The sequence below is a fragment of the Streptomyces sp. NPDC030862 genome, assembly GCF_055571835.1.
The window spans coordinates 3,730-21,549 of sequence record NZ_JBVIEN010000006.1 but is presented as its reverse complement, the minus strand read 5'-3'; the positions used below and the strand labels follow the sequence as shown (position 1 = coordinate 21,549).

Here is a 17,820-nt window from a genome sequence, read left to right as displayed (position 1 = left end):
GCTGGGAGGTCCGCGCCCACCTGAGCCGACCGCCGCGCCGACATGCCGCCCGCAAGGACAACGCACGGGGTGCGCCGAAGGTGCCGCTGCACCCGAAAAGTGTTCGCCCCGCCCCGCCCTGCCGCACCAGAATCCCGCCATGGAGCCCGTCACCCTCACCACCGAGCGCCTGCTGCTGTCCCCCTTCGCACCCGCCGACGCCGACGAGGCGTACGCGGCCTGCCAGGACCCCGAGATGCAGCGCTGGATCCCCCTGCCATCCCCGTACGAGCGAGAGCACGCCGAAGAATGGGCGCACCGTACGGTGCCGGACGGCTGGCGCACGGACACCATGTACACCTTCTCCGTACACCCCCGGGACGGCGGCCCACTGCTCGCCTCGACGAGCCTGCACCACCGGCGTCCCACCACGTGGGAGATCGGCTTTTACACGGTGAGGGGACACCGGGGACGCGGTTACGCGGTGGAGACCGTCCTCGGCGTGGCCCGCTGGGCGTTCACCGACCTCGGCTGCGCACGCCTGGAGTGGCGCGCCCAGGTCGGCAACCACGCCTCCCGCGCGGTCGCCGAGAAGGCCGGCTTCACGATGGAGGGCACGCTCCGCGCAGCCATGGATTTTCGGGGGACGGTACGCGACTGCTGGATCGGCGCCCTGCTCCCCTCGGACCTCGGGTTGGCCTCCCGGACGCCCTATCTGCCGGTCCGCACCTGACTGTCAGTGCCGCCCTCTATCGTGCCGGGCATGACCACGATGCCGCCCCCGACCGCCGAACTCTCCGCCGACGAGGCCCGTCGTATCGCGCTGCGCGCCCAGGGCTTCCTGGGTGCGCCGGACCGCCGCGCGGGGGTGCGCGGCGTCCTGCGCCGTCTCGGGGCCGTCCAGCTCGACACCATCTCGGTACTGGCCCGCTCCCACGAGCTGGTTCCGTACGCGCGCCTGGGCGCCGTCGGCCGCAAGACCGTCGACACGGCGTACTGGTCGCAGACGCACGCCTTCGAGTACTGGTCGCACGCGGCGTGCATCCTGCCCATCGAGGAGTGGCCGCACTTCGCCTTCCGCCGCCGTGCCTACCGCGCCCGCCCGCAGTGGCACCACGACCTGCCGGACGGCGCGTACGAGACGGTGATCGATCAGCTGCGCGCCCAGGGGCCGCTGACCGCCACGGAGCTGGGCGGCGCGAAGAACGGCGGCGAGTGGTGGGACTGGTCCGCATCGAAGGTCGCCGTCGAGCGCGCCCTGATGTACGGGGAGGTGGTGTGCACCGAGCGGCGCGGCTGGAAGCGGGTGTACGACCTGGCCGAGCGCGCCGTCCCGAGCCACCTCCTGCACGACGAGCTGGACGACACGGAGTGCCTGCGCCGCCTGGTGCGGCTGGCGGGGGAGGCGCTGGGCGTGGGCACGCGCGCAGACATCGCCGACTACCACCGGCTCAAGGGCGAGCAGTTCGACGCGGTGATCGCCGACTCGGGGCTGGTGCCGGTGCGGGTGCAGGGCTGGTGCAAGCCCGCCTGGGCGGACCCCGAGGCCCTGGCGACCGTGCCGCGCGGCCGCCATCGCACGACCCTGCTGTCGCCGTTCGACTCGCTGATCTGGGAGCGGGCTCGTACGGAGCGGATCTTCGGCTTCATGCATCGCCTGGAGGCGTACGTCCCCAAGCAGAAGCGGATACACGGCTACTTCGCGATGCCGTTGCTGGCGGGCGGGCAGCTGATGGGGCGGGTGGACCCCGCCCGCGAGGGGACGACCCTGGTGGCCAAGCAGGTGTCGCTGCTCTCCCCCAAGGCGGTGGCCCCGATGGCCGAGGCGCTGCGGGAGGCCGCCGAGTGGGTGGGCTGCGACGCGGTGCGGATCGAGCGCGTCGACCGCCCGGAGCTCGCGCCCGAGCTGACCGCCGCCCTGGCCCGGCTCACCTGATTTCGAGGATCTTCTCCCTCATCGCGTACACCACCGCCTCCATCCTGGAGTGCAGCTGGAGCTTCTCCAGGATGTTGCGCACGTGGTTCTTCACGGTGTTCTCGGAGATGAACAGCTCCTTGGCGATGTCCCGGTTGTTCATCCCGGTGGCGACCAGCTTGAGGACCTCGAGCTCGCGGTCGGTCAGCCGGGGCGCGGGCACCAGCCTGCGCTCGTCGGTGCGCTGAATCATCGACTTGAACTCGGTGAGCAGCTTGGACGCCATGGAGGGGCTGATCTGCGACTGCCCGTCGGCGACGGCGCGGATGGCGGTCGCGACCTCGTCGGTGGAGATCTCCTTGAGGAGGTAGCCGGTCGCACCCGCCTTGATCGCGTCGTAGAGGTCGGCCTCCTCGTCGCTGATCGTCAGCATGATGATCTTGGCGCTGGGGGCCACCTCCTTGATGGAGGTGCAGGCCTCGATGCCGCCCCGCTTGGGCATCCGCACATCCATGAGGATGATGTCGGGCAGCAGGTCGGCGGCCTTGTCGACGGCTTCCGCGCCGTCGCCCGCCTCGCCCACCACCTGGATGTCCTCCTCCTGCGCGAGGACGATCTCCAGGCCGCGCCGGAAGAGCGCGTGATCGTCCACCACCAGGACCCGGATGGGCTCCTTGCGGTACGGGGACGCGCCGCCGTCTGTGCCGTCGGCGCCGCCGTCCCTGCCGTCACCTGCATCCGCCCCGCCCGCCGGGGCGTCGGAGCCGCCCCGGTGGTGCACCGGGCCGAAGCTGTCCGCCATCGTTCCTCCCCCTGAAGGCCTGGCCTGAGGTCCCTGTTCCGTGCGCCAACCGCAGGTCGCAAAGCACCGGTTGGCGTGAGACGCCATGATTTCATGCCCGCGCGGCGGAGCGGTGCTCCTCCGGTCGCGCGGTGGTGCCCCTGGGGGCGCACGAGGCGCTCCAGGGGCACCGTCTCGGGACGGGGTCAGCTACGGTCAGCCGCCGAGCGCACCACCGGCACCGCCCGCTTCGGAACCGGCCAGCGGGTCGGTCTCCAGGTGGATCACGCCGTAGTCGTAGGCGTGGCGGCGGTAGACCACGGCGGGCAGTTTGTTCTCGGAGTCGACGAACAGATAGAAGTCGTGACCGACCAGCTCCATTTCGTAGAGCGCCTGGTCGAGCGACATCGGGGCGGCCTTGTGCGTCTTCTCACGCACCACCAGCGGTCCTTCGCCGCGGACTTCGAGCGGGCCGACCTTGGTGGTCGGGATGTCGTCCTGCCGCTCCTCGGTCGCGATGGCGCCGTTTCCGTTCATCCTGGCCACGCCCGGAATCGCCGCGGGCACCTCGGCCGCCGACAGCCGGCCGTTGCCCCGGCGGGTGAAGCGCTTGTCGTGCTGCTTGCGCAGCCGCGCCTCCAGCTTGCTCGTCGCTAGATCAAGCGCTGCGTACGGGTCGCCTGCCGCTGCTTCCGCCCGGATCACCGGGCCGCGGGAGTGGAGGGTGATCTCCACGCGGTCGGACCGGTCGGCCTGCCGCGGGTTGTGCTCCTTGGACACCTCGACGTCGAGGCTGATCACCTTGCTGTCGAGCTTCTGGATCTTCTCCGGATTCAGCTTCTCGGCCACGTGCTTGCGGAACCGCTCGGGCACCTCGGTCTTGCGGCCCTTGACGACGATGTCCACGCAGAACTCCGTTCCCGGATCGCTCCGCCGGCTCACCGGCCGGCGAGCATCTCCCTTTTGCACCAGACCCCGGTGAGCACCGGAGCCTCGGACTTGGCGACGTTCACCTCCTCCTCCCCAGTGGACAAGATCCCCACCCCACCCGACTTCATGTCCTGACCGGATTCCGGTAAACGCCCGGAAGCGCGGCAGTGCATTCGGTGAAGCGCGGCCTTCGCCATTCCTCACAACCGAACATAGCTCGCTCGGACGGATGTCGGCACCCGATACCAGCACGTACGTCCGATCGAGTGCTTTTACTCCGTCACTGACTGCAACGAAGCAGGCCACGGCTCAGTTCCACGTTATTTCGCCTCCTTCGAACGGCGTGGTGAAGGACGACGGCGGGGCGGCGACCACCGCGGCCCCCACGTGTCCGGGCACAGCCCTGGCCGCCTCGACGAGCGAGGCCCCGGTCGTCATGAGATCGTCGACGAGTACGGCCCTGCCTTCCGCCAGTACCCGGCCGCCGCCCGCCACCACCTCCAGCGCCCCCGCCATGTTCGCCAGCCGCTGCCGGGCGTCCAGCCGCGACTGGTCCGACACCGACCGCCGCTGCCGCAGCACGGGCAGGACCCGCGCCGCCGTTCCCGTACGCCGCAACTCGGCCGCCGCCGCCCACGCGATCCGCCGCGCCGCGTCGTGCCCGCGCGCCCGCACCGCGCGCCGTGACGACGGCACCGGTACCAGCAGCAGCGGCCCGGCGCCGAGCCCCGCCGAGGGCGCCGCGGCCGCTCTGACGGCCCCTGCCAGGGCGAGGCCGAGCGGCCGGGCCAGCCCCAGCACGCCGCGCTCCTTGTGCCCCAGCAGCACCGCGCGTACCGCATCGCCGTACGGCGCGGCGGCATGCACCACGGGCAGGCCCGCGGGCTCGGGCACGGGTCGCACCCGGCCGGGCGGACGCCCGTACAGGGCGCGCCCGCACTCCTCGCACAGCTGCGTACGGGCACGGCCGCAGCCTCCGCAGGCGACGGGCAGCACGAGCCCGGCGATCTCCCGCCACCATCCCCGCATGCCCCCACTGTGCCGACCGGCACGGCGCCCCCGCCACCCCTGTGGACAACCGCGCACACCGACAGGACGGCGGGCCCGCATCAGCCGGGATAGACCGGTGACGTGCCCTTCTCGGCCATCGGCTGCCAGTTGCCGCCGGCCTGCAGCCGCACGATGCCGTCGTCGGCGGAGGCCGCCACCAGCGGCGCCCGCTCGTCGTTGGCCGCCGCGACCGCCTTCACCTGGTTGAGCCCGGGAACCCCGGCGGCCGAGGTGGAGCCGTCCGTCTGGATGTAGCGCACCTGCTGCACGCCGCCGGCCAGCTTGCCGAGCACCACCAGCCGGCTCGGCCCGGCCCAGGACACCGAGCTCACCGAGTCCATGCGCGGCGCGGCCGACTGCAGTTCCACCACGGCGGCCGTCTGCTGCGTGCCCGCCCCGTCCCTCTGGACCCGGCCGATGTGCAGCGTGGTCTTGCCGTCCTTCTCCAGCAGCAGCGCCATGCGCACGCCGTCCTCGGAGACCCGCAGCGCCTTGATCCGCACGCCGTCGGTGAGCCACGGCGCCGTCACGGGCAGTGGCGCGCCGGAACCGCCCGGGATCAGCAGCAGCCGCGGCTTGGCCGGATTGCGGTCGGCCACCCAAAGATCGCCGCGCCCGTCCCAGCTCGGCGCCGACAGGCCGTCCTCGGGCGTGCCGCCGTCGCTGCGCAGGATCGGCACCGGCAGCTGCCCCTCCGAGGCGATCGACGCCACCCTCAGGTACCGGCCGTCCTGCGACACACCGGCCGCGTACCGCTCGTCCCGCGCCACCGCGACGGAACCCACCTTCGCCGCGCCGTTGCCGAACGGTCCCGGCACATGCCGCGGCCCCCCGACGTCCTTCGCCGTGGCGTTGAGCTCGGCCAGCTGTCCGTTCGCGTCGATGAAGTACGGATTCTTCGGGGCGACGGCGGTCGGGTCGGCCATGAAGTCCTCCTTCTGGCCCTCACCCAACACGCAGAGCCGCGAACCGTCCGACCGCTGCAACTCCACCTGCTCGACCCTGGTGGATGCCAAATCCCCCACGGTGAACAGCAATTGGGCTGCCATCTTCCGGCACTGGTCCTGTCCGACGTTGTCGGCCTTCTCGTTCAGCGGCACCTTCAGCGAGTTCTGGTCGTCGGGCGTCAGCGACTTCACGTCCTCCTTCAGCGCCGTACCCGTGGGAAAACGCGAATCGACCACCGGCTTCAGCCAGTTCGTCGGCCCTTCCAGCAGCGCCTTGACGGCCTGCGCCACCGGGTCCATCCGGGTCACCGGATCCTGCCGCTGCCGGATGTACACGGGGTCGGCCACGACCCATTGCCGCCCGCCCGCGAAGTAGTACTTGTTGACCGAACGGTAGTTGCGCAGAAAGTCCGACTCACCGAGGACGAGGCCCGGCGGCAGACTGTCGATACGCCACTCCTTGCCCTTCCCCTCCGGACCGGCGACCTGCACCAGATGGATCGTGCCGTTGTAGTTGGACGGGCCCAGCGGCTGGTAGGCCTGATGGGCGTCCACGGCCGCGACCGGCTGCCCGTACAGCCGGTAGAGCAGCCCGGGGCCCTCCTGCCCGGCGGTGCGCTCGGGCTGCTGCGGTTCGGGCGCGGCGGCGAGGACCGTGGTGCGCTCCTCGGGCTTCCAGGTCTGCGCCGCCTGCTTGGTCAGGTACTTCCGGGCGGTCGCGAAGCCGGGGTCGTCGCCGGTCATCGCCTCCAGGAAACCGTCGACGATCTCGTCCGGCGCGGCGTTGTCCCGGGGCGTCACCGGGTAGACCCGCACCTGGGAATCGCCCGGCTTGGAGGCCTTCACCGCGGATACGTCTCCGCTGTCCGGCATCGAGGCGCACCCGGCGACCAGTGTGGCGCAGCCGAGCAGCGCGGCCCTCCGCGCCGTACGCCCCCGCCCGTACCGATGACGCTCAGCGCCCACGAGCCATGCCCTCCCGCTCCGTGTCCCAGCCCCTGTGCCCGCCTGTGCCCCCGCCTGCGTCCCCGTCGGCATCCGGTTCGCGATCCGCTTCCCGCGCTGGTACGGCGCCCTCGCCGGTCCGCTCCCCGGTCTGTCGTGCCACCACCCGGGCTCCATTGCCGGGCAGGGCCGTGGGGTCCGCGGTCGCCTGCGCCGGTGCGTGGCGCGGCGGTATCGGCGGCTGCGGCGGGCGGCCCGCGCTGCCCTGTCCCGGCACGGTCGCCGGCCGGGGGCCTTCCGGCCCCTCGGCGGCGGCCCGCTCGCGGTTGCGCCGCGAGTCCTCCGGCTCCAGGGGTATCGGGGAACCGCGCAGCGGCTCGTCCGCCGTGCGCGGCAGCGTCAGCCGGAACTGCGAGCCGCCGCCGGGCTCGCCCCAGGCCTGCAGCCAGCCGCCGTGCAGCCGGGCGTCCTCCAGCGCGATGGACAGGCCGAGGCCGGTCCCGCCGGTCGTCCTGGCCCGCGCGGGGTCGGCGCGCCAGAACCGGTTGAACACGCGCGTCGCCTCGCCGGGCTTGAGGCCGACCCCGTAGTCGCGTACGGCGATGGCCACGGCGCCGCCCGCGGCGGCCATCCGGACCACCACGTCACGGCCCTCGCCGTGCTCCACGGCGTTGACGACGAGGTTGCGCAGGATGCGCTCGACGCGTCGCGGGTCGGCCTCGGCGACCACCGGCTGCTCGTCGCCGACGACCAGGATCCGGCCGCCCTTGCGCTCCGCGAGCGGCTCGGCGCCGCCGATGACGCGGCGCACGACCTCCCGCAGGTCTATCGGCTCCGCCTCCAGCGCCGCCGCGCCCGCGTCGAACCGGCTGATCTCCAGCAGGTCGGCGAGCAGCGACTCGAACCGGTCCAGCTGGTCGCCCAGCAGCTCCGCGGAGCGTGCCGTCACCGGGTCGAAGTCCCCACGCGCCTCGTGGATCACATCGGCGGCCATCCGCACGGTCGTCAGCGGCGTGCGCAGCTCGTGCGAGACGTCCGACACGAACCGGCGCTGCATCCGCGACAGGTCCTCCAGCTGCTGGATCTTCAGCTGGAGGTTCTGCGCCATCTTGTTGAAGGCCTCGCCGAGGCGGGCGATGTCGTCCTCGCCGGTGACCTTCATCCGCTCCTGCAGCCGGCCCGCCGACAGTCGCTCGGCGATGCCCGCCGCCATCCGTACAGGCGTGACGACCTGCCGCACCACCAGCCACGCGATGGCGCCCAGCAGGACGACGACGAACAGCCCGGCCGTCGCCAGCGTCGTCTTGACCAGGGAGAGCGAGTCCTCCTCCTGCGTCAGCGGGAAGAGGTAGTACAGCTCGTAGGAATTGCCCTCGACGTCGTTGAGCCGCTTGCCGATCACCAGCCCGGCCTCGGACGCCTTGCCGTCGGTGTAGTGGATGCGGGTGTACGTCTGGAAGGTCCCGGTGCCCTGCGCGACCGACTCGCGGAGCGCCGCCGGGATGCTGGTCGCCGGCTCCACGCCCCCGGAGGCCCGGGCGCCGCGGCTCGGGGCCGTGCCCGCCGAGTCGGAGCTCAGCGCCACCACGTTGAACGCGCTCTGCCCGCCACTGGCGAGCTGCACGACCAGGTCGGAGCGCCAGTTCAGCGACGAGGGCGCCGTCGGGCCGCCGCCGACCTGCCCGGGCCGCGGCGCACTGGCCTGGTCCTGTGCCGCGGAGAAACCGCCGGAGGCCTGGCTCTGCGCCGCCCTCTCCTTGGCGTCCAGCAGACCGTTGCGCATCTGCCCGATGACGACGATGCCGAGCAGCAGCACCACGCCGAGTGACATCAGCAGCGTGCCGGCGACCACCCGCAGCTGGATGTTGCGCCGCCACAGCCGTACGGCGGGCAGCAGCGGACGGCGCACCCAGCGCGCCAGGAGCCGGAGCACCCGGCCACCGGGCGCCCCGTCCTGGAGCAGCGGGCCGCCGTGGAACAGGCGGCCGACGCGCGAGGGGGCACGCCCCGGACCGGCAGCCCGCCCCGCACGGACTCCCGGCTTCCCGGGCTTCGGAGCAGCACTGCCGCGGGACATGTCAGCTCGGTCCGGCCTTGTAACCGACACCACGGACGGTCACGACGATCTCCGGCCGCTCCGGGTCCTTCTCGACCTTGGAGCGCAGCCGCTGGACATGCACGTTCACCAGCCGCGTGTCGGCGGCGTGGCGGTAGCCCCAGACCTGCTCCAGCAGCACCTCGCGGGTGAACACCTGCCACGGCTTGCGGGCCAGCGCGACGAGCAGGTCGAACTCGAGCGGCGTCAGCGCGATCGACTGACCGTCCCGCTTGACCGAGTGGCCGGCCACGTCGATGACCAGGTCACCGATGGTCAGCTGCTCCGGCGCGGGCTCCTCCGACCTCCGCAGCCGCGCCCGGATCCGGGCCACCAGCTCCTTCGGCTTGAACGGTTTGACGATGTAGTCATCGGCACCGGACTCCAGCCCGACCACCACATCGACCGTGTCGCTCTTGGCGGTGAGCATCACGATCGGCACCCCGGACTCGGCCCTGATCAGCCGGCACACCTCGATGCCGTCCCGCCCGGGCAGCATGAGGTCCAGCAGCACCAGGTCCGGCTTGACCTCCCGGAATGCGGCCAGGGCCTTGTCGCCGTCCGCTACGAACGACGGCTCGAAACCCTCACCACGCAGCACAATCCCGAGCATCTCGGCCAGTGCGGAGTCGTCGTCGACGACAAGGACGCGTCCCTTCATAATCGACATCATCCCATTAGCTAATCGTTACCTGGCGTGACCTGGCACACAGCTCGGCGATTCCTGTTGCGGTGACGGGCGAGACTACGCCCTCCTCGGTGACGATCGCCGTCACCAGCTCCGGCGGCGTGACGTCGAAGGCGGGGTTGTACGCCTGCGTTCCGAGCGGGGCCACCGGCAGCCCTCCACCCGATCCACCATGCGCCAGCATGACCTGCGGCGGCGCCGTGAGCTCCGTCACCTCCTGCCCGGAACGCTGCTCCACCTCGATGGACGCCCCGTCCGGGGTGTTCAGGTCGATCGTCGTGACGGGCGCGACCACGATGAACGGCACGTGGTGGTACTTGGCGAGCACCGCGAGCGGATAGCTTCCCACCTTGTTGGCCACCGATCCGTCGGCGGCGATCCGGTCGGCCCCGATCAGGACGGCGTCGACCTCCCCGGCCGCGAACAGCGACCCCGCGGCGTTGTCGGTGAGTAGCGTGTACGCCAGCCCGTGCCGGGCCGCCTCGTACGCGGTGAGCCTGGCGCCCTGCAGCAGCGGGCGTGTCTCGTCCACCCACAGCCGCCGCAGCCGACCCGCCCGGTGCGCCGCGAGCGCCACCGCGAAGGCGGTGCCCTCGCCTCCGGAGACGAGCGCACCCGTGTTGCAGTGCGTCAGGACGCGGTGTCCGCCGCCCGGCAGCAGCTCGTCGAGGAACGTCAGCCCGTGCCGCGCCATGCTCGCGCTCGCCTCGGCGTCCTCGCGGTGCAGCGCCCGCGCCTCCGCGAGGACGACACCGGCCGCCTCCTCCCGGCCCGCGCCCTTCTCCAGAGCCACCCGGTAGGCGGTTTCCGCGCGCCGCACCCCGTACCCGAGGTTCACCGCGGTGGGCCGCGCCCCCGCCAGCAGGGCGGCCGCCTCCTGTACGTCGTAGCCGCGCGCGGCGGCCAGCGCGACCCCGTAGGCGCCGGCGATGCCCAGCAGCGGCGCGCCCCGCACGGCGAGGGTCTGTATCGCCCGCACCAGCGCCGGCACGTCCGTGCAGACCAGCTCGACCTCCTCGGCGGGCAGCCGCGTCTGGTCGAGGAGTACGACCACCGGCCCTTCCGGTGGCTCTTCCCACCGCAGTGCGGGCAACGCGGACGGCTCGGTACCGGACGACGTGTGTGCGTACTGATCAGCCATCCGCCCAGTCTGCCCGCTGAACCACCGACAATGAAGGTGCCGATGAGATACAGGCCCTGGCCCGGCCACCGGCGACGCGTGGCACGATGGCTGCCAACCTGCCGCCAAGCCGAGCGGCCCGGCACCCCGACCGAGTCGGCTCGACGAGCCGGCCCCGCGACAGATTCACGAGGTGGACGACCGTGAACGACACTCCGGGCTGGGCCTCGCCCGGGTCCGCACCCTCCGACGGCCAGGGCGCCGGCGTCCCGCGCCCCGCCGGGCCCTCCGACGGGGACGGCGCCGCTTCCAAGTGGTCCAAGGAGCAGCCGCCCGGCGGCCAGTGGTCCCCACCGGGCTCGCCCCACCCCAGCAGCGGACCCGTTCCGCCCCCCGCCCCGCAGTGGGGCGGCGGCCAGCACCAGGGCGGATGGGGCCGACCGCCGGCCGCCAAGCCCGGCGTGATCCCGCTGCGCCCCCTGGGTGTCGGTGAGATCCTCGACGGCGCGGTCTCCACCCTGCGGGCCCACTGGCGCACCGTCCTCGGCATCACGATCACCGTCGCCGTGGTGACCCAGATCGCCGACATCCTCGTCCAGCGCTTCCTGCTTCCGGCCCCGCCGACGGTCGACCCCAACGCGACGCCGTCGGAAGCGCTGAACCAGTCCGTCGAGGCCACCCAGGCGAACATGGTGTCCCTGGCCCCGACCATGCTCATCAGCCTCATCGGCACGCTCTTCACCACCGCGCTGCTCACCGTCGTGATCAGCCGCTCGGTGCTGGGTCGCCAGGTGAACCTCTCCGACGCCTGGCGCGAGGCCCGCCCCCGGCTGCCCCAGCTCCTCGGGCTGACCCTGCTGCTGCCGCTGATAAGCGTGACGATCATGCTGGTGGGCGTACTGCCCGGGATACTCCTCGGCTCCGCCGCCGGGGTCGCCCTGGCAGTCTTCGGCGGTCTCGGTGCCGTCTTGGTCGTCGTCTGGCTGATGGTGCGCTTCAGCCTCGCCTCGCCGGCGCTGATGCTGGAGCGGCAGGGGGTCATCCCCTCCCTGCGCCGCTCCGCCAAGCTGGTCCGGGGCGCGTGGTGGCGGATCTTCGGCATCCTGCTGCTGACCGCTCTGCTGCTCTTCCTGGTCATGATGATCATCGCGATCCCGTTCAGCATCATCGCCCTGGCCGTCGACGGCGACGGATTCAGCGGCCTGCTCACCGGAACTCCTCCGGCATACGGGTGGCCGTTCCTGATCATCACCGGCATCGGCTCCGTGATCGGCGCGTCGATCACGTACCCGATCTCCTCCGGCGTCACCGTCCTGCTCTACGTGGACCAGCGCATCCGCCGCGAGGCCCTCGACCTGGAACTCGCCCGCGCCGCCGGCGTCCCCGGCTACGGCGCGCCCGGCGACACCACGTCCAGGAGCTGATGCGGTGCTCGTCACGGGGGGACCGACGACGGCATGGTCGCTGCACCGCGCCACTGACGACGTACCGGTGGACATCCCGCGCGTGCCCGCCCGCGAGGCGGCGGAGCGGGAACTGTCCAAGCCGATGTACCACGAGGACGATCCGAACCTCCTGCAGCGGGCTCTCGACCGGTTCTGGGAGTGGGTGGGCGACCTCTTCGCCTCCGCCTCCGCGGCCACCCCGGGAGGGCTGCTCGGGATCGTGGTCATCGCGCTGATCGTCGTGGCGCTCATCGGCGCCTTGTGGTGGCGCCTGGGAACTCCCCAGCGCGCCGCCGTGTCGTCGGATTCCCTCTTCGACGACCGCCCCCGCAGCGCCGCCGAACACCGCGCCGCCGCCGAGGCCCACGCCACCGCCGGCCGCTGGAACGAGGCCACCCAGGAGCGGATGCGCGCCATCGTCCGCTCCTTGGAGGAACGCGCCCTCCTGGAGCCGCGCCCCGGCCGCACCGCGGACGAGGCCGCGGCCGAGGCGGGCCGCCCCTTGCCGGCGCACGCGGACGAACTACGCGCGGCGGCCCGCGCCTTCGACGACGTCACATACGGTGGCCGCACCGCCGACCAGCGCGCGTACCAGCGCCTCAAGGAGCTGGACAGCGCCTTGGAACGGACGAAGCCACAGCTGGACGAAGCGGCCCCGGCAGGAGCAGGACCAGCGGGCGGAGGAGCCGCCGAATGACCGGCACATCCACCTCGCTCGCACTGACACCGCGCCAGGTCTGGAACAGAGCCCGCGGATTGCTGATCGCGCTCGCCATCCTCATCGTGGCCGGAATCCTCATGGCCCTCCTCCGCTCCGGCGAGCAGCACGGCCGCCTCGACCCCCGCTCCGCCGACCGCTACGGCAGCCGCGCCGTGGCCGAACTCCTGAAAGGTCATGGAGTCACCACCCGTGTGGTGACCACCCTCGACGAAGCCGTCGCGGCAACGGGCCCCGACTCCACCCTTCTCGTCGCGGCACCGGACCTGCTGACCGACCATCAGCAGACGACCCTCCGGGCCTCCATGGGCCCGTCCGGCGGCCGCACGGTTCTGGTCTCCGCAGGCCCCGCCTCCCTCGAGACCCTGGCTCCCGGTGTCAGCACGGAAACACCCGCTGGGACCGAGGCCCTGACTCCTCAGTGCTCCTTTCCCGCCGCCGAGCGCGCCGGCGACGCCGACATGGGCGGCGAGCGTTATGTCACCACCCTCCCCGGCACGGACGCCTGCTACCGCAGCGACGGCCTGCCCACGCTCCTCCGCATCCAAGGCCGCGCGGGAGGCGACACCGTCCTGCTCGGCTCCCCCGACATCCTGTACAACGACCGCCTCGACAAGCGGGGCAACGCCTCGCTCGCTCTCCAGCTCCTCGGTTCCCGGACCCATCTCGTCTGGTACCTCCCCTCGCTGAGTGACCCCTCTGCCACCGAAGGCGGCGGTGACCGTGGGGACGGCCGGGGCGCCGGCGAGACGTCGTTCCTCAGCCTGATCCCCTCCGGCTGGCTCTGGGGCACCCTCCAACTCGCCCTCGCCGCCGTCCTCGCCGCCATCTGGCGTGCCCGCCGCCTCGGCCCGCTCGTGACCGAACGCCTCCCTGTGGCCATCCGCGCCTCGGAATCCACCGAAGGCCGCGCCCGCCTCTACCGCAAGGCCAACGCCCGTGACCGCGCGGCCACCGTCCTGCGCACGGCGACCCGAACCCGTCTCGCTCCCCTCCTGGGTGTCCCACCGACGCAAGCCCACGCCCCCGACTCCCTGCTGCCCGCCGTCTCCGCCCGCCTCTCCAGCGCCGACCAAGGCGCTTCCGGCGAGACGGACCTGCGCACCCTTCTCTTCGGCCCGGCCCCCACGGACGACACCGCTCTGATCCTTCTGGCAGACCAACTCGACGCCCTCGAAAGAGAGGTACGCACCTCATGAGTGCCCCGACCCCCGAGACCCCTGAGAACTCGGACAGCGCCCGCGCTTCCCTGGAAGCCCTGCGCACCGAGATCGCGAAGGCCGTGGTCGGGCAGGACCCCGCTGTCACCGGTCTTGTGGTCGCGCTGCTCTGCCGGGGCCATGTCCTGCTGGAAGGCGTCCCCGGCGTCGCCAAGACGCTGCTCGTCCGCGCCCTCGCCGCATCCCTCGAACTTGACACGAAGCGCGTTCAGTTCACCCCTGACCTGATGCCGAGTGACGTCACGGGATCGCTGATCTACGACGCCCGCACCGCCGAGTTCTCCTTCCAGCCCGGCCCTGTCTTCACCAACCTCCTCCTGGCCGACGAAATCAACCGCACACCGCCCAAGACCCAGTCCTCCCTCCTGGAGGCGATGGAGGAGCGTCAGGTCACCGTCGACGGCACCCCCCGCCCGCTGCCGGAGCCCTTCCTCGTCGCAGCCACACAGAACCCCGTCGAGTACGAGGGCACCTATCCGCTTCCGGAAGCCCAACTCGACCGCTTCCTCCTGAAGCTGACGGTCCCGCTGCCCTCACGCGAGGACGAGATCAACGTCCTGACCCGCCACGCGGAAGGCTTCAACCCTCGCGACCTCCAGGCCGCCGGAGTACGCCCCGTCGCCGGCCCCGCCGACCTCGAGGCCGCCCGCGCGGCCGTCGCCAAGACATCGGTATCCCCCGAAATCGCGGGCTACGTCGTCGATATCTGCCGTGCCACCCGTGAATCCCCCTCACTCACCCTTGGCGTCTCGCCCCGAGGCGCCACCGCCCTGCTCTCCACCGCTCGTGCCTGGGCCTGGCTCACCGGCCGCGACTACGTGATCCCGGACGATGTGAAGGCCCTCGCCCTGCCCACCCTCCGCCACCGCATCCAGCTGCGGCCCGAGGCCGAGATGGAAGGAGTCACCGCCGACTCCGTGATCACCTCGATCCTCGCCCACGTCCCCGTCCCCCGATGAGGCGGTGACCCGTGGCCCTTACCGGACGAACCGTGCTGCTCGCGGCCCTCGGCTCTCTCCCCGTCGGCATCCTCGCCCCCAGTTGGACGGGGATGCTGGCCGTCAACGCACCCCTTTCACTCGCAATTCTGTGCGACTACGCTCTCGCCGCGCCAGTGCGAACGCTCCGATTCACCCGAAGCGGTGACACAAGCGTTCGGCTCGGTGACAGCGCGGAAGTCCAGCTGACGGTCACCAACCCCTCCCGGCGCCGCCTCCGCGCCCAGCTCCGCGACGCCTGGCCGCCCAGCAGTTGGCTGCCGGGCACGGAGCAGCCCGCGTCCCGGCACAAGCTGACGATCCCGGCCGGCGAACGGCGACGCCTCACCACGGTTCTGCGCCCGACGCGCCGCGGCGATCGCCACGCCGAGCGCATCACCGTGCGGTCCTACGGTCCCCTCGGCCTTGCCGCCCGGCAAGGGAGTCACAAGGTCCCCTGGACGGTCCGCGTCCTCCCGCCCTTCACCAGCCGCAAGCACCTGCCGTCCAGGCTCGCCCGCCTGCGTGAGCTCGACGGCCGCACGAGCGTGCTCATCCGCGGCCAGGGCACCGAGTTCGACAGCCTTCGCGAGTACGTCCCCGGCGACGACACCCGTTCCATCGACTGGCGCGCAACAGCCCGCCACTCCAGCGTCGCTGTGCGAACGTGGCGCCCCGAGCGCGACCGCCACATCCTCATCGTCCTCGACACCGGCCGCACGTCGGCCGGCCGCGTCGGCGACGTACCCCGCCTCGACGCCGCCATGGATGCCGCACTGCTCCTCACAGCGCTAGCCACCCGTGCCGGCGACCGTGTGGACCTCCTGGCCTACGACCGCACTGTCCGCGCGCGGGTCCAGGGTCGTTCCGCGAGTGACATCCTCCCCGCAGTGGTGAACGCTCTGGCCCCTCTGGAGCCCGAACTCGTCGAATCCGACGCCCGCGGCCTCAGCGCCACGGCCCTGGCAACCGCGCCCCGCCGTTCGCTCATCGTTCTTCTGACGAGCCTGGAAGCAGCACCTATCGAAGAAGGGCTCCTGCCCGTACTGCCCCAGCTCACCCAGCGCCATACCGTTCTGATCGCTTCCGTCTCCGACCCGCACACGAAGCAGATGGCCCGCGCCCGAGGCTCCGTCGACGCCGTATACGAGGCCGCAGCCGGCGCCCAGGCTCAAGCTCAGCGCCAGCGCACCGCAGAACAGCTCCAGCGCCACGGCGTCACCGTCGTGGACGCGACGCCGGACAATCTCGCCCCCGCCCTCGCCGATGCCTACCTGGCACTGAAGGCTGCAGGCCGCCTCTAACAGCGCCGGGTGACCGGTCGGCATCCATCGGCCGGTCACCCACGCTGCCGACTTGCGACCGAACGCAAAAAAGCCCCGGCCCCCGCACTTTGTGCGGGGGCCGGGGCCCAATATTTGTTCGGCGGCGTCCTACTCTCCCACAGGGTCCCCCCTGCAGTACCATCGGCGCTGAAAGGCTTAGCTTCCGGGTTCGGAATGTAACCGGGCGTTTCCCTAACGCTATGACCACCGAAACACTATGAAGATATCGAACTACAACCAGCCGGAGCGGGAGTTCGTTACTTCAGAACTAACACAGTGGACGCGAGCAACTGAGGACAAGCCCTCGGCCTATTAGTACCGGTCAACTCCACCCATTACTGGGCTTCCATATCCGGCCTATCAACCCAGTCGTCTACTGGGAGCCTTACCCTCTCAAGGAGGTGGGAATACTCATCTCGAAGCAGGCTTCCCGCTTAGATGCTTTCAGCGGTTATCCCTCCCGAACGTAGCCAACCAGCCATGCCCTTGGCAGAACAACTGGCACACCAGAGGTTCGTCCGTCCCGGTCCTCTCGTACTAGGGACAGCCCTTCTCAATATTCCTACGCGCACAGCGGATAGGGACCGAACTGTCTCACGACGTTCTAAACCCAGCTCGCGTACCGCTTTAATGGGCGAACAGCCCAACCCTTGGGACCGACTCCAGCCCCAGGATGCGACGAGCCGACATCGAGGTGCCAAACCATCCCGTCGATATGGACTCTTGGGGAAGATCAGCCTGTTATCCCCGGGGTACCTTTTATCCGTTGAGCGACGGCGCTTCCACAAGCCACCGCCGGATCACTAGTCCCGACTTTCGTCCCTGCTCGACCCGTCGGTCTCACAGTCAAGCTCCCTTGTGCACTTACACTCAACACCTGATTGCCAACCAGGCTGAGGGAACCTTTGGGCGCCTCCGTTACTCTTTAGGAGGCAACCGCCCCAGTTAAACTACCCATCAGACACTGTCCCTGATCCGGATCACGGACCCAGGTTAGACATCCAGCACGACCAGAGTGGTATTTCAACGACGACTCCACCTGAACTGGCGTCCAAGCTTCACAGTCTCCCACCTATCCTACACAAGCCGAACCGAACACCAATATCAAACTGTAGTAAAGGTCCCGGGGTCTTTCCGTCCTGCTGCGCGAAACGAGCATCTTTACTCGTAGTGCAATTTCACCGGGCCTATGGTTGAGACAGTCGAGAAGTCGTTACGCCATTCGTGCAGGTCGGAACTTACCCGACAAGGAATTTCGCTACCTTAGGATGGTTATAGTTACCACCGCCGTTTACTGGCGCTTAAGTTCTCAGCTTCGCCAACCCGAAAGTCGGCTAACCGGTCCCCTTAACGTTCCAGCACCGGGCAGGCGTCAGTCCGTATACATCGCCTTACGGCTTCGCACGGACCTGTGTTTTTAGTAAACAGTCGCTTCTCGCTGGTCTCTGCGGCCACACCCAGCTCACCGAGTAAATCGGATCACCAGACATGGCCCCCCTTCTCCCGAAGTTACGGGGGCATTTTGCCGAGTTCCTTAACCATAGTTCACCCGAACGCCTCGGTATTCTCTACCTGACCACCTGAGTCGGTTTAGGGTACGGGCCGCCATGAAACTCGCTAGAGGCTTTTCTCGACAGCATAGGATCATCCACTTCACCACAATCGGCTCGGCATCAGGTCTCAGA

General features: G+C 70.5%; 14 protein-coding genes and 2 rRNA genes (1 of these 16 only partly in view). 7 read left to right on the top strand and 9 right to left on the bottom strand.

The genetic code is table 11. The features are described from left to right. Positions 1-139: 139 nt before the first annotated feature. On the top strand, positions 140-712 hold the full coding sequence (locus tag ACZ42X_RS17290) for a GNAT family N-acetyltransferase (RefSeq protein ID WP_468290225.1): 573 nt from the start codon (positions 140-142) through the stop codon (positions 710-712). A gap of 30 nt (positions 713-742) precedes the next feature. Beyond that, positions 743-1,915, top strand: a complete 1,173-nt coding sequence (locus tag ACZ42X_RS17285) for a winged helix-turn-helix domain-containing protein (RefSeq protein ID WP_468290222.1) — start codon at positions 743-745, stop codon at positions 1,913-1,915. Here ACZ42X_RS17285 and ACZ42X_RS17280 read toward each other — a convergent pair. From ACZ42X_RS17280 to mtnA, 7 genes are all read right to left on the bottom strand, one after another. After that, on the bottom strand, positions 1,908-2,696 hold the full coding sequence (locus tag ACZ42X_RS17280) for a response regulator (protein ID WP_468290220.1): 789 nt from the start codon (positions 2,694-2,696) through the stop codon (positions 1,908-1,910). The two genes, ACZ42X_RS17285 and ACZ42X_RS17280, sit on opposite strands and share 8 nt — an antisense overlap. Positions 2,697-2,891: 195 nt before the next feature. Continuing rightward, positions 2,892-3,581 carry a ribosome hibernation-promoting factor, HPF/YfiA family gene (gene hpf / locus ACZ42X_RS17275; protein ID WP_468290218.1) on the bottom strand — a complete coding sequence of 230 codons (690 nt, stop codon included), beginning with the start codon at positions 3,579-3,581 and terminating at the stop codon, positions 2,892-2,894. A gap of 333 nt (positions 3,582-3,914) precedes the next feature. Beyond that, a complete protein-coding gene (locus ACZ42X_RS17270) occupies positions 3,915-4,634 on the bottom strand; it encodes a ComF family protein (protein WP_468290216.1) in 720 nt (239 codons plus the stop codon). A gap of 80 nt (positions 4,635-4,714) precedes the next feature. Next, entirely contained in the window at positions 4,715-6,568 is a 1,854-nt protein-coding gene (locus ACZ42X_RS17265; RefSeq protein ID WP_468290214.1) for an LpqB family beta-propeller domain-containing protein, read from the bottom strand. Further along, a complete protein-coding gene (gene mtrB, locus ACZ42X_RS17260) occupies positions 6,558-8,624 on the bottom strand; it encodes an MtrAB system histidine kinase MtrB (RefSeq protein ID WP_468290211.1) in 2,067 nt (688 codons plus the stop codon). The genes ACZ42X_RS17265 and mtrB overlap by 11 nt, the downstream gene beginning before the upstream one ends. Before the next feature lies 1 nt (position 8,625). After that, positions 8,626-9,315, bottom strand: coding sequence for a two-component system response regulator MtrA (gene mtrA, locus ACZ42X_RS17255; protein WP_355363568.1), 690 nt, complete (start codon positions 9,313-9,315; stop codon positions 8,626-8,628). Positions 9,316-9,319: 4 nt separating this feature from the next. Then, positions 9,320-10,471: an S-methyl-5-thioribose-1-phosphate isomerase gene (mtnA, locus tag ACZ42X_RS17250; protein WP_468290207.1), complete on the bottom strand. Its 1,152-nt coding sequence runs from the start codon at positions 10,469-10,471 to the stop codon at positions 9,320-9,322. 182 nt (positions 10,472-10,653) lie between these two features. Between mtnA and ACZ42X_RS17245 the strand changes: the two genes are divergently transcribed. From ACZ42X_RS17245 to ACZ42X_RS17225, 5 genes are read left to right on the top strand one after another with little or no spacing between them, the layout of a single operon-like run. Then, on the top strand, positions 10,654-11,874 hold the full coding sequence (locus ACZ42X_RS17245) for a DUF7847 domain-containing protein (RefSeq protein WP_468290204.1): 1,221 nt from the start codon (positions 10,654-10,656) through the stop codon (positions 11,872-11,874). 4 nt (positions 11,875-11,878) lie between these two features. Then, complete coding sequence (locus ACZ42X_RS17240) at positions 11,879-12,592, top strand: DUF4129 domain-containing protein (protein ID WP_468290201.1); 714 nt, start codon at positions 11,879-11,881, stop codon at positions 12,590-12,592. Continuing rightward, positions 12,589-13,812 (top strand): DUF4350 domain-containing protein, encoded by a 1,224-nt coding sequence (locus ACZ42X_RS17235; protein ID WP_468290198.1) that lies wholly within the window; start codon positions 12,589-12,591, stop codon positions 13,810-13,812. The genes ACZ42X_RS17240 and ACZ42X_RS17235 overlap by 4 nt, the downstream gene beginning before the upstream one ends. Then, positions 13,809-14,792, top strand: coding sequence for an AAA family ATPase (locus tag ACZ42X_RS17230; RefSeq protein ID WP_355363578.1), 984 nt, complete (start codon positions 13,809-13,811; stop codon positions 14,790-14,792). Before ACZ42X_RS17235 ends, ACZ42X_RS17230 begins: the two co-directional genes overlap by 4 nt. An 11-nt stretch (positions 14,793-14,803) precedes the next feature. After that, on the top strand, positions 14,804-16,114 hold the full coding sequence (locus ACZ42X_RS17225; RefSeq protein ID WP_468290194.1) for a DUF58 domain-containing protein: 1,311 nt from the start codon (positions 14,804-14,806) through the stop codon (positions 16,112-16,114). A 116-nt stretch (positions 16,115-16,230) separates the two neighbouring features. On the opposite strand, the gene rrf is transcribed toward ACZ42X_RS17225, so the two are convergent. Together rrf and ACZ42X_RS17215 are read right to left on the bottom strand one after the other, a co-directional pair. Further along, positions 16,231-16,347, bottom strand: a 5S ribosomal RNA gene (gene rrf / locus ACZ42X_RS17220). A gap of 80 nt (positions 16,348-16,427) precedes the next feature. Then, a 23S ribosomal RNA gene (locus ACZ42X_RS17215) occupies positions 16,428-17,820 on the bottom strand (it continues 1,686 nt past the right edge of the window).

Coding starts and splice junctions, on each gene's coding strand:
- ACZ42X_RS17290 (WP_468290225.1), top strand. CDS start 140: ATGGAGCCCGTCACCCTCACCACCGAGCGCCTGCTGCTGTCCCCCTTC.
- ACZ42X_RS17285 (WP_468290222.1), top strand. CDS start 743: ATGACCACGATGCCGCCCCCGACCGCCGAACTCTCCGCCGACGAGGCC.
- ACZ42X_RS17280 (WP_468290220.1), bottom strand. CDS start 2,696: ATGGCGGACAGCTTCGGCCCGGTGCACCACCGGGGCGGCTCCGACGCC.
- ACZ42X_RS17270 (WP_468290216.1), bottom strand. CDS start 4,634: ATGCGGGGATGGTGGCGGGAGATCGCCGGGCTCGTGCTGCCCGTCGCC.
- mtrB (WP_468290211.1), bottom strand. CDS start 8,624: ATGTCCCGCGGCAGTGCTGCTCCGAAGCCCGGGAAGCCGGGAGTCCGT.
- mtrA (WP_355363568.1), bottom strand. CDS start 9,315: ATGATGTCGATTATGAAGGGACGCGTCCTTGTCGTCGACGACGACTCC.
- mtnA (WP_468290207.1), bottom strand. CDS start 10,471: ATGGCTGATCAGTACGCACACACGTCGTCCGGTACCGAGCCGTCCGCG.
- ACZ42X_RS17235 (WP_468290198.1), top strand. CDS start 12,589: ATGACCGGCACATCCACCTCGCTCGCACTGACACCGCGCCAGGTCTGG.
- ACZ42X_RS17230 (WP_355363578.1), top strand. CDS start 13,809: ATGAGTGCCCCGACCCCCGAGACCCCTGAGAACTCGGACAGCGCCCGC.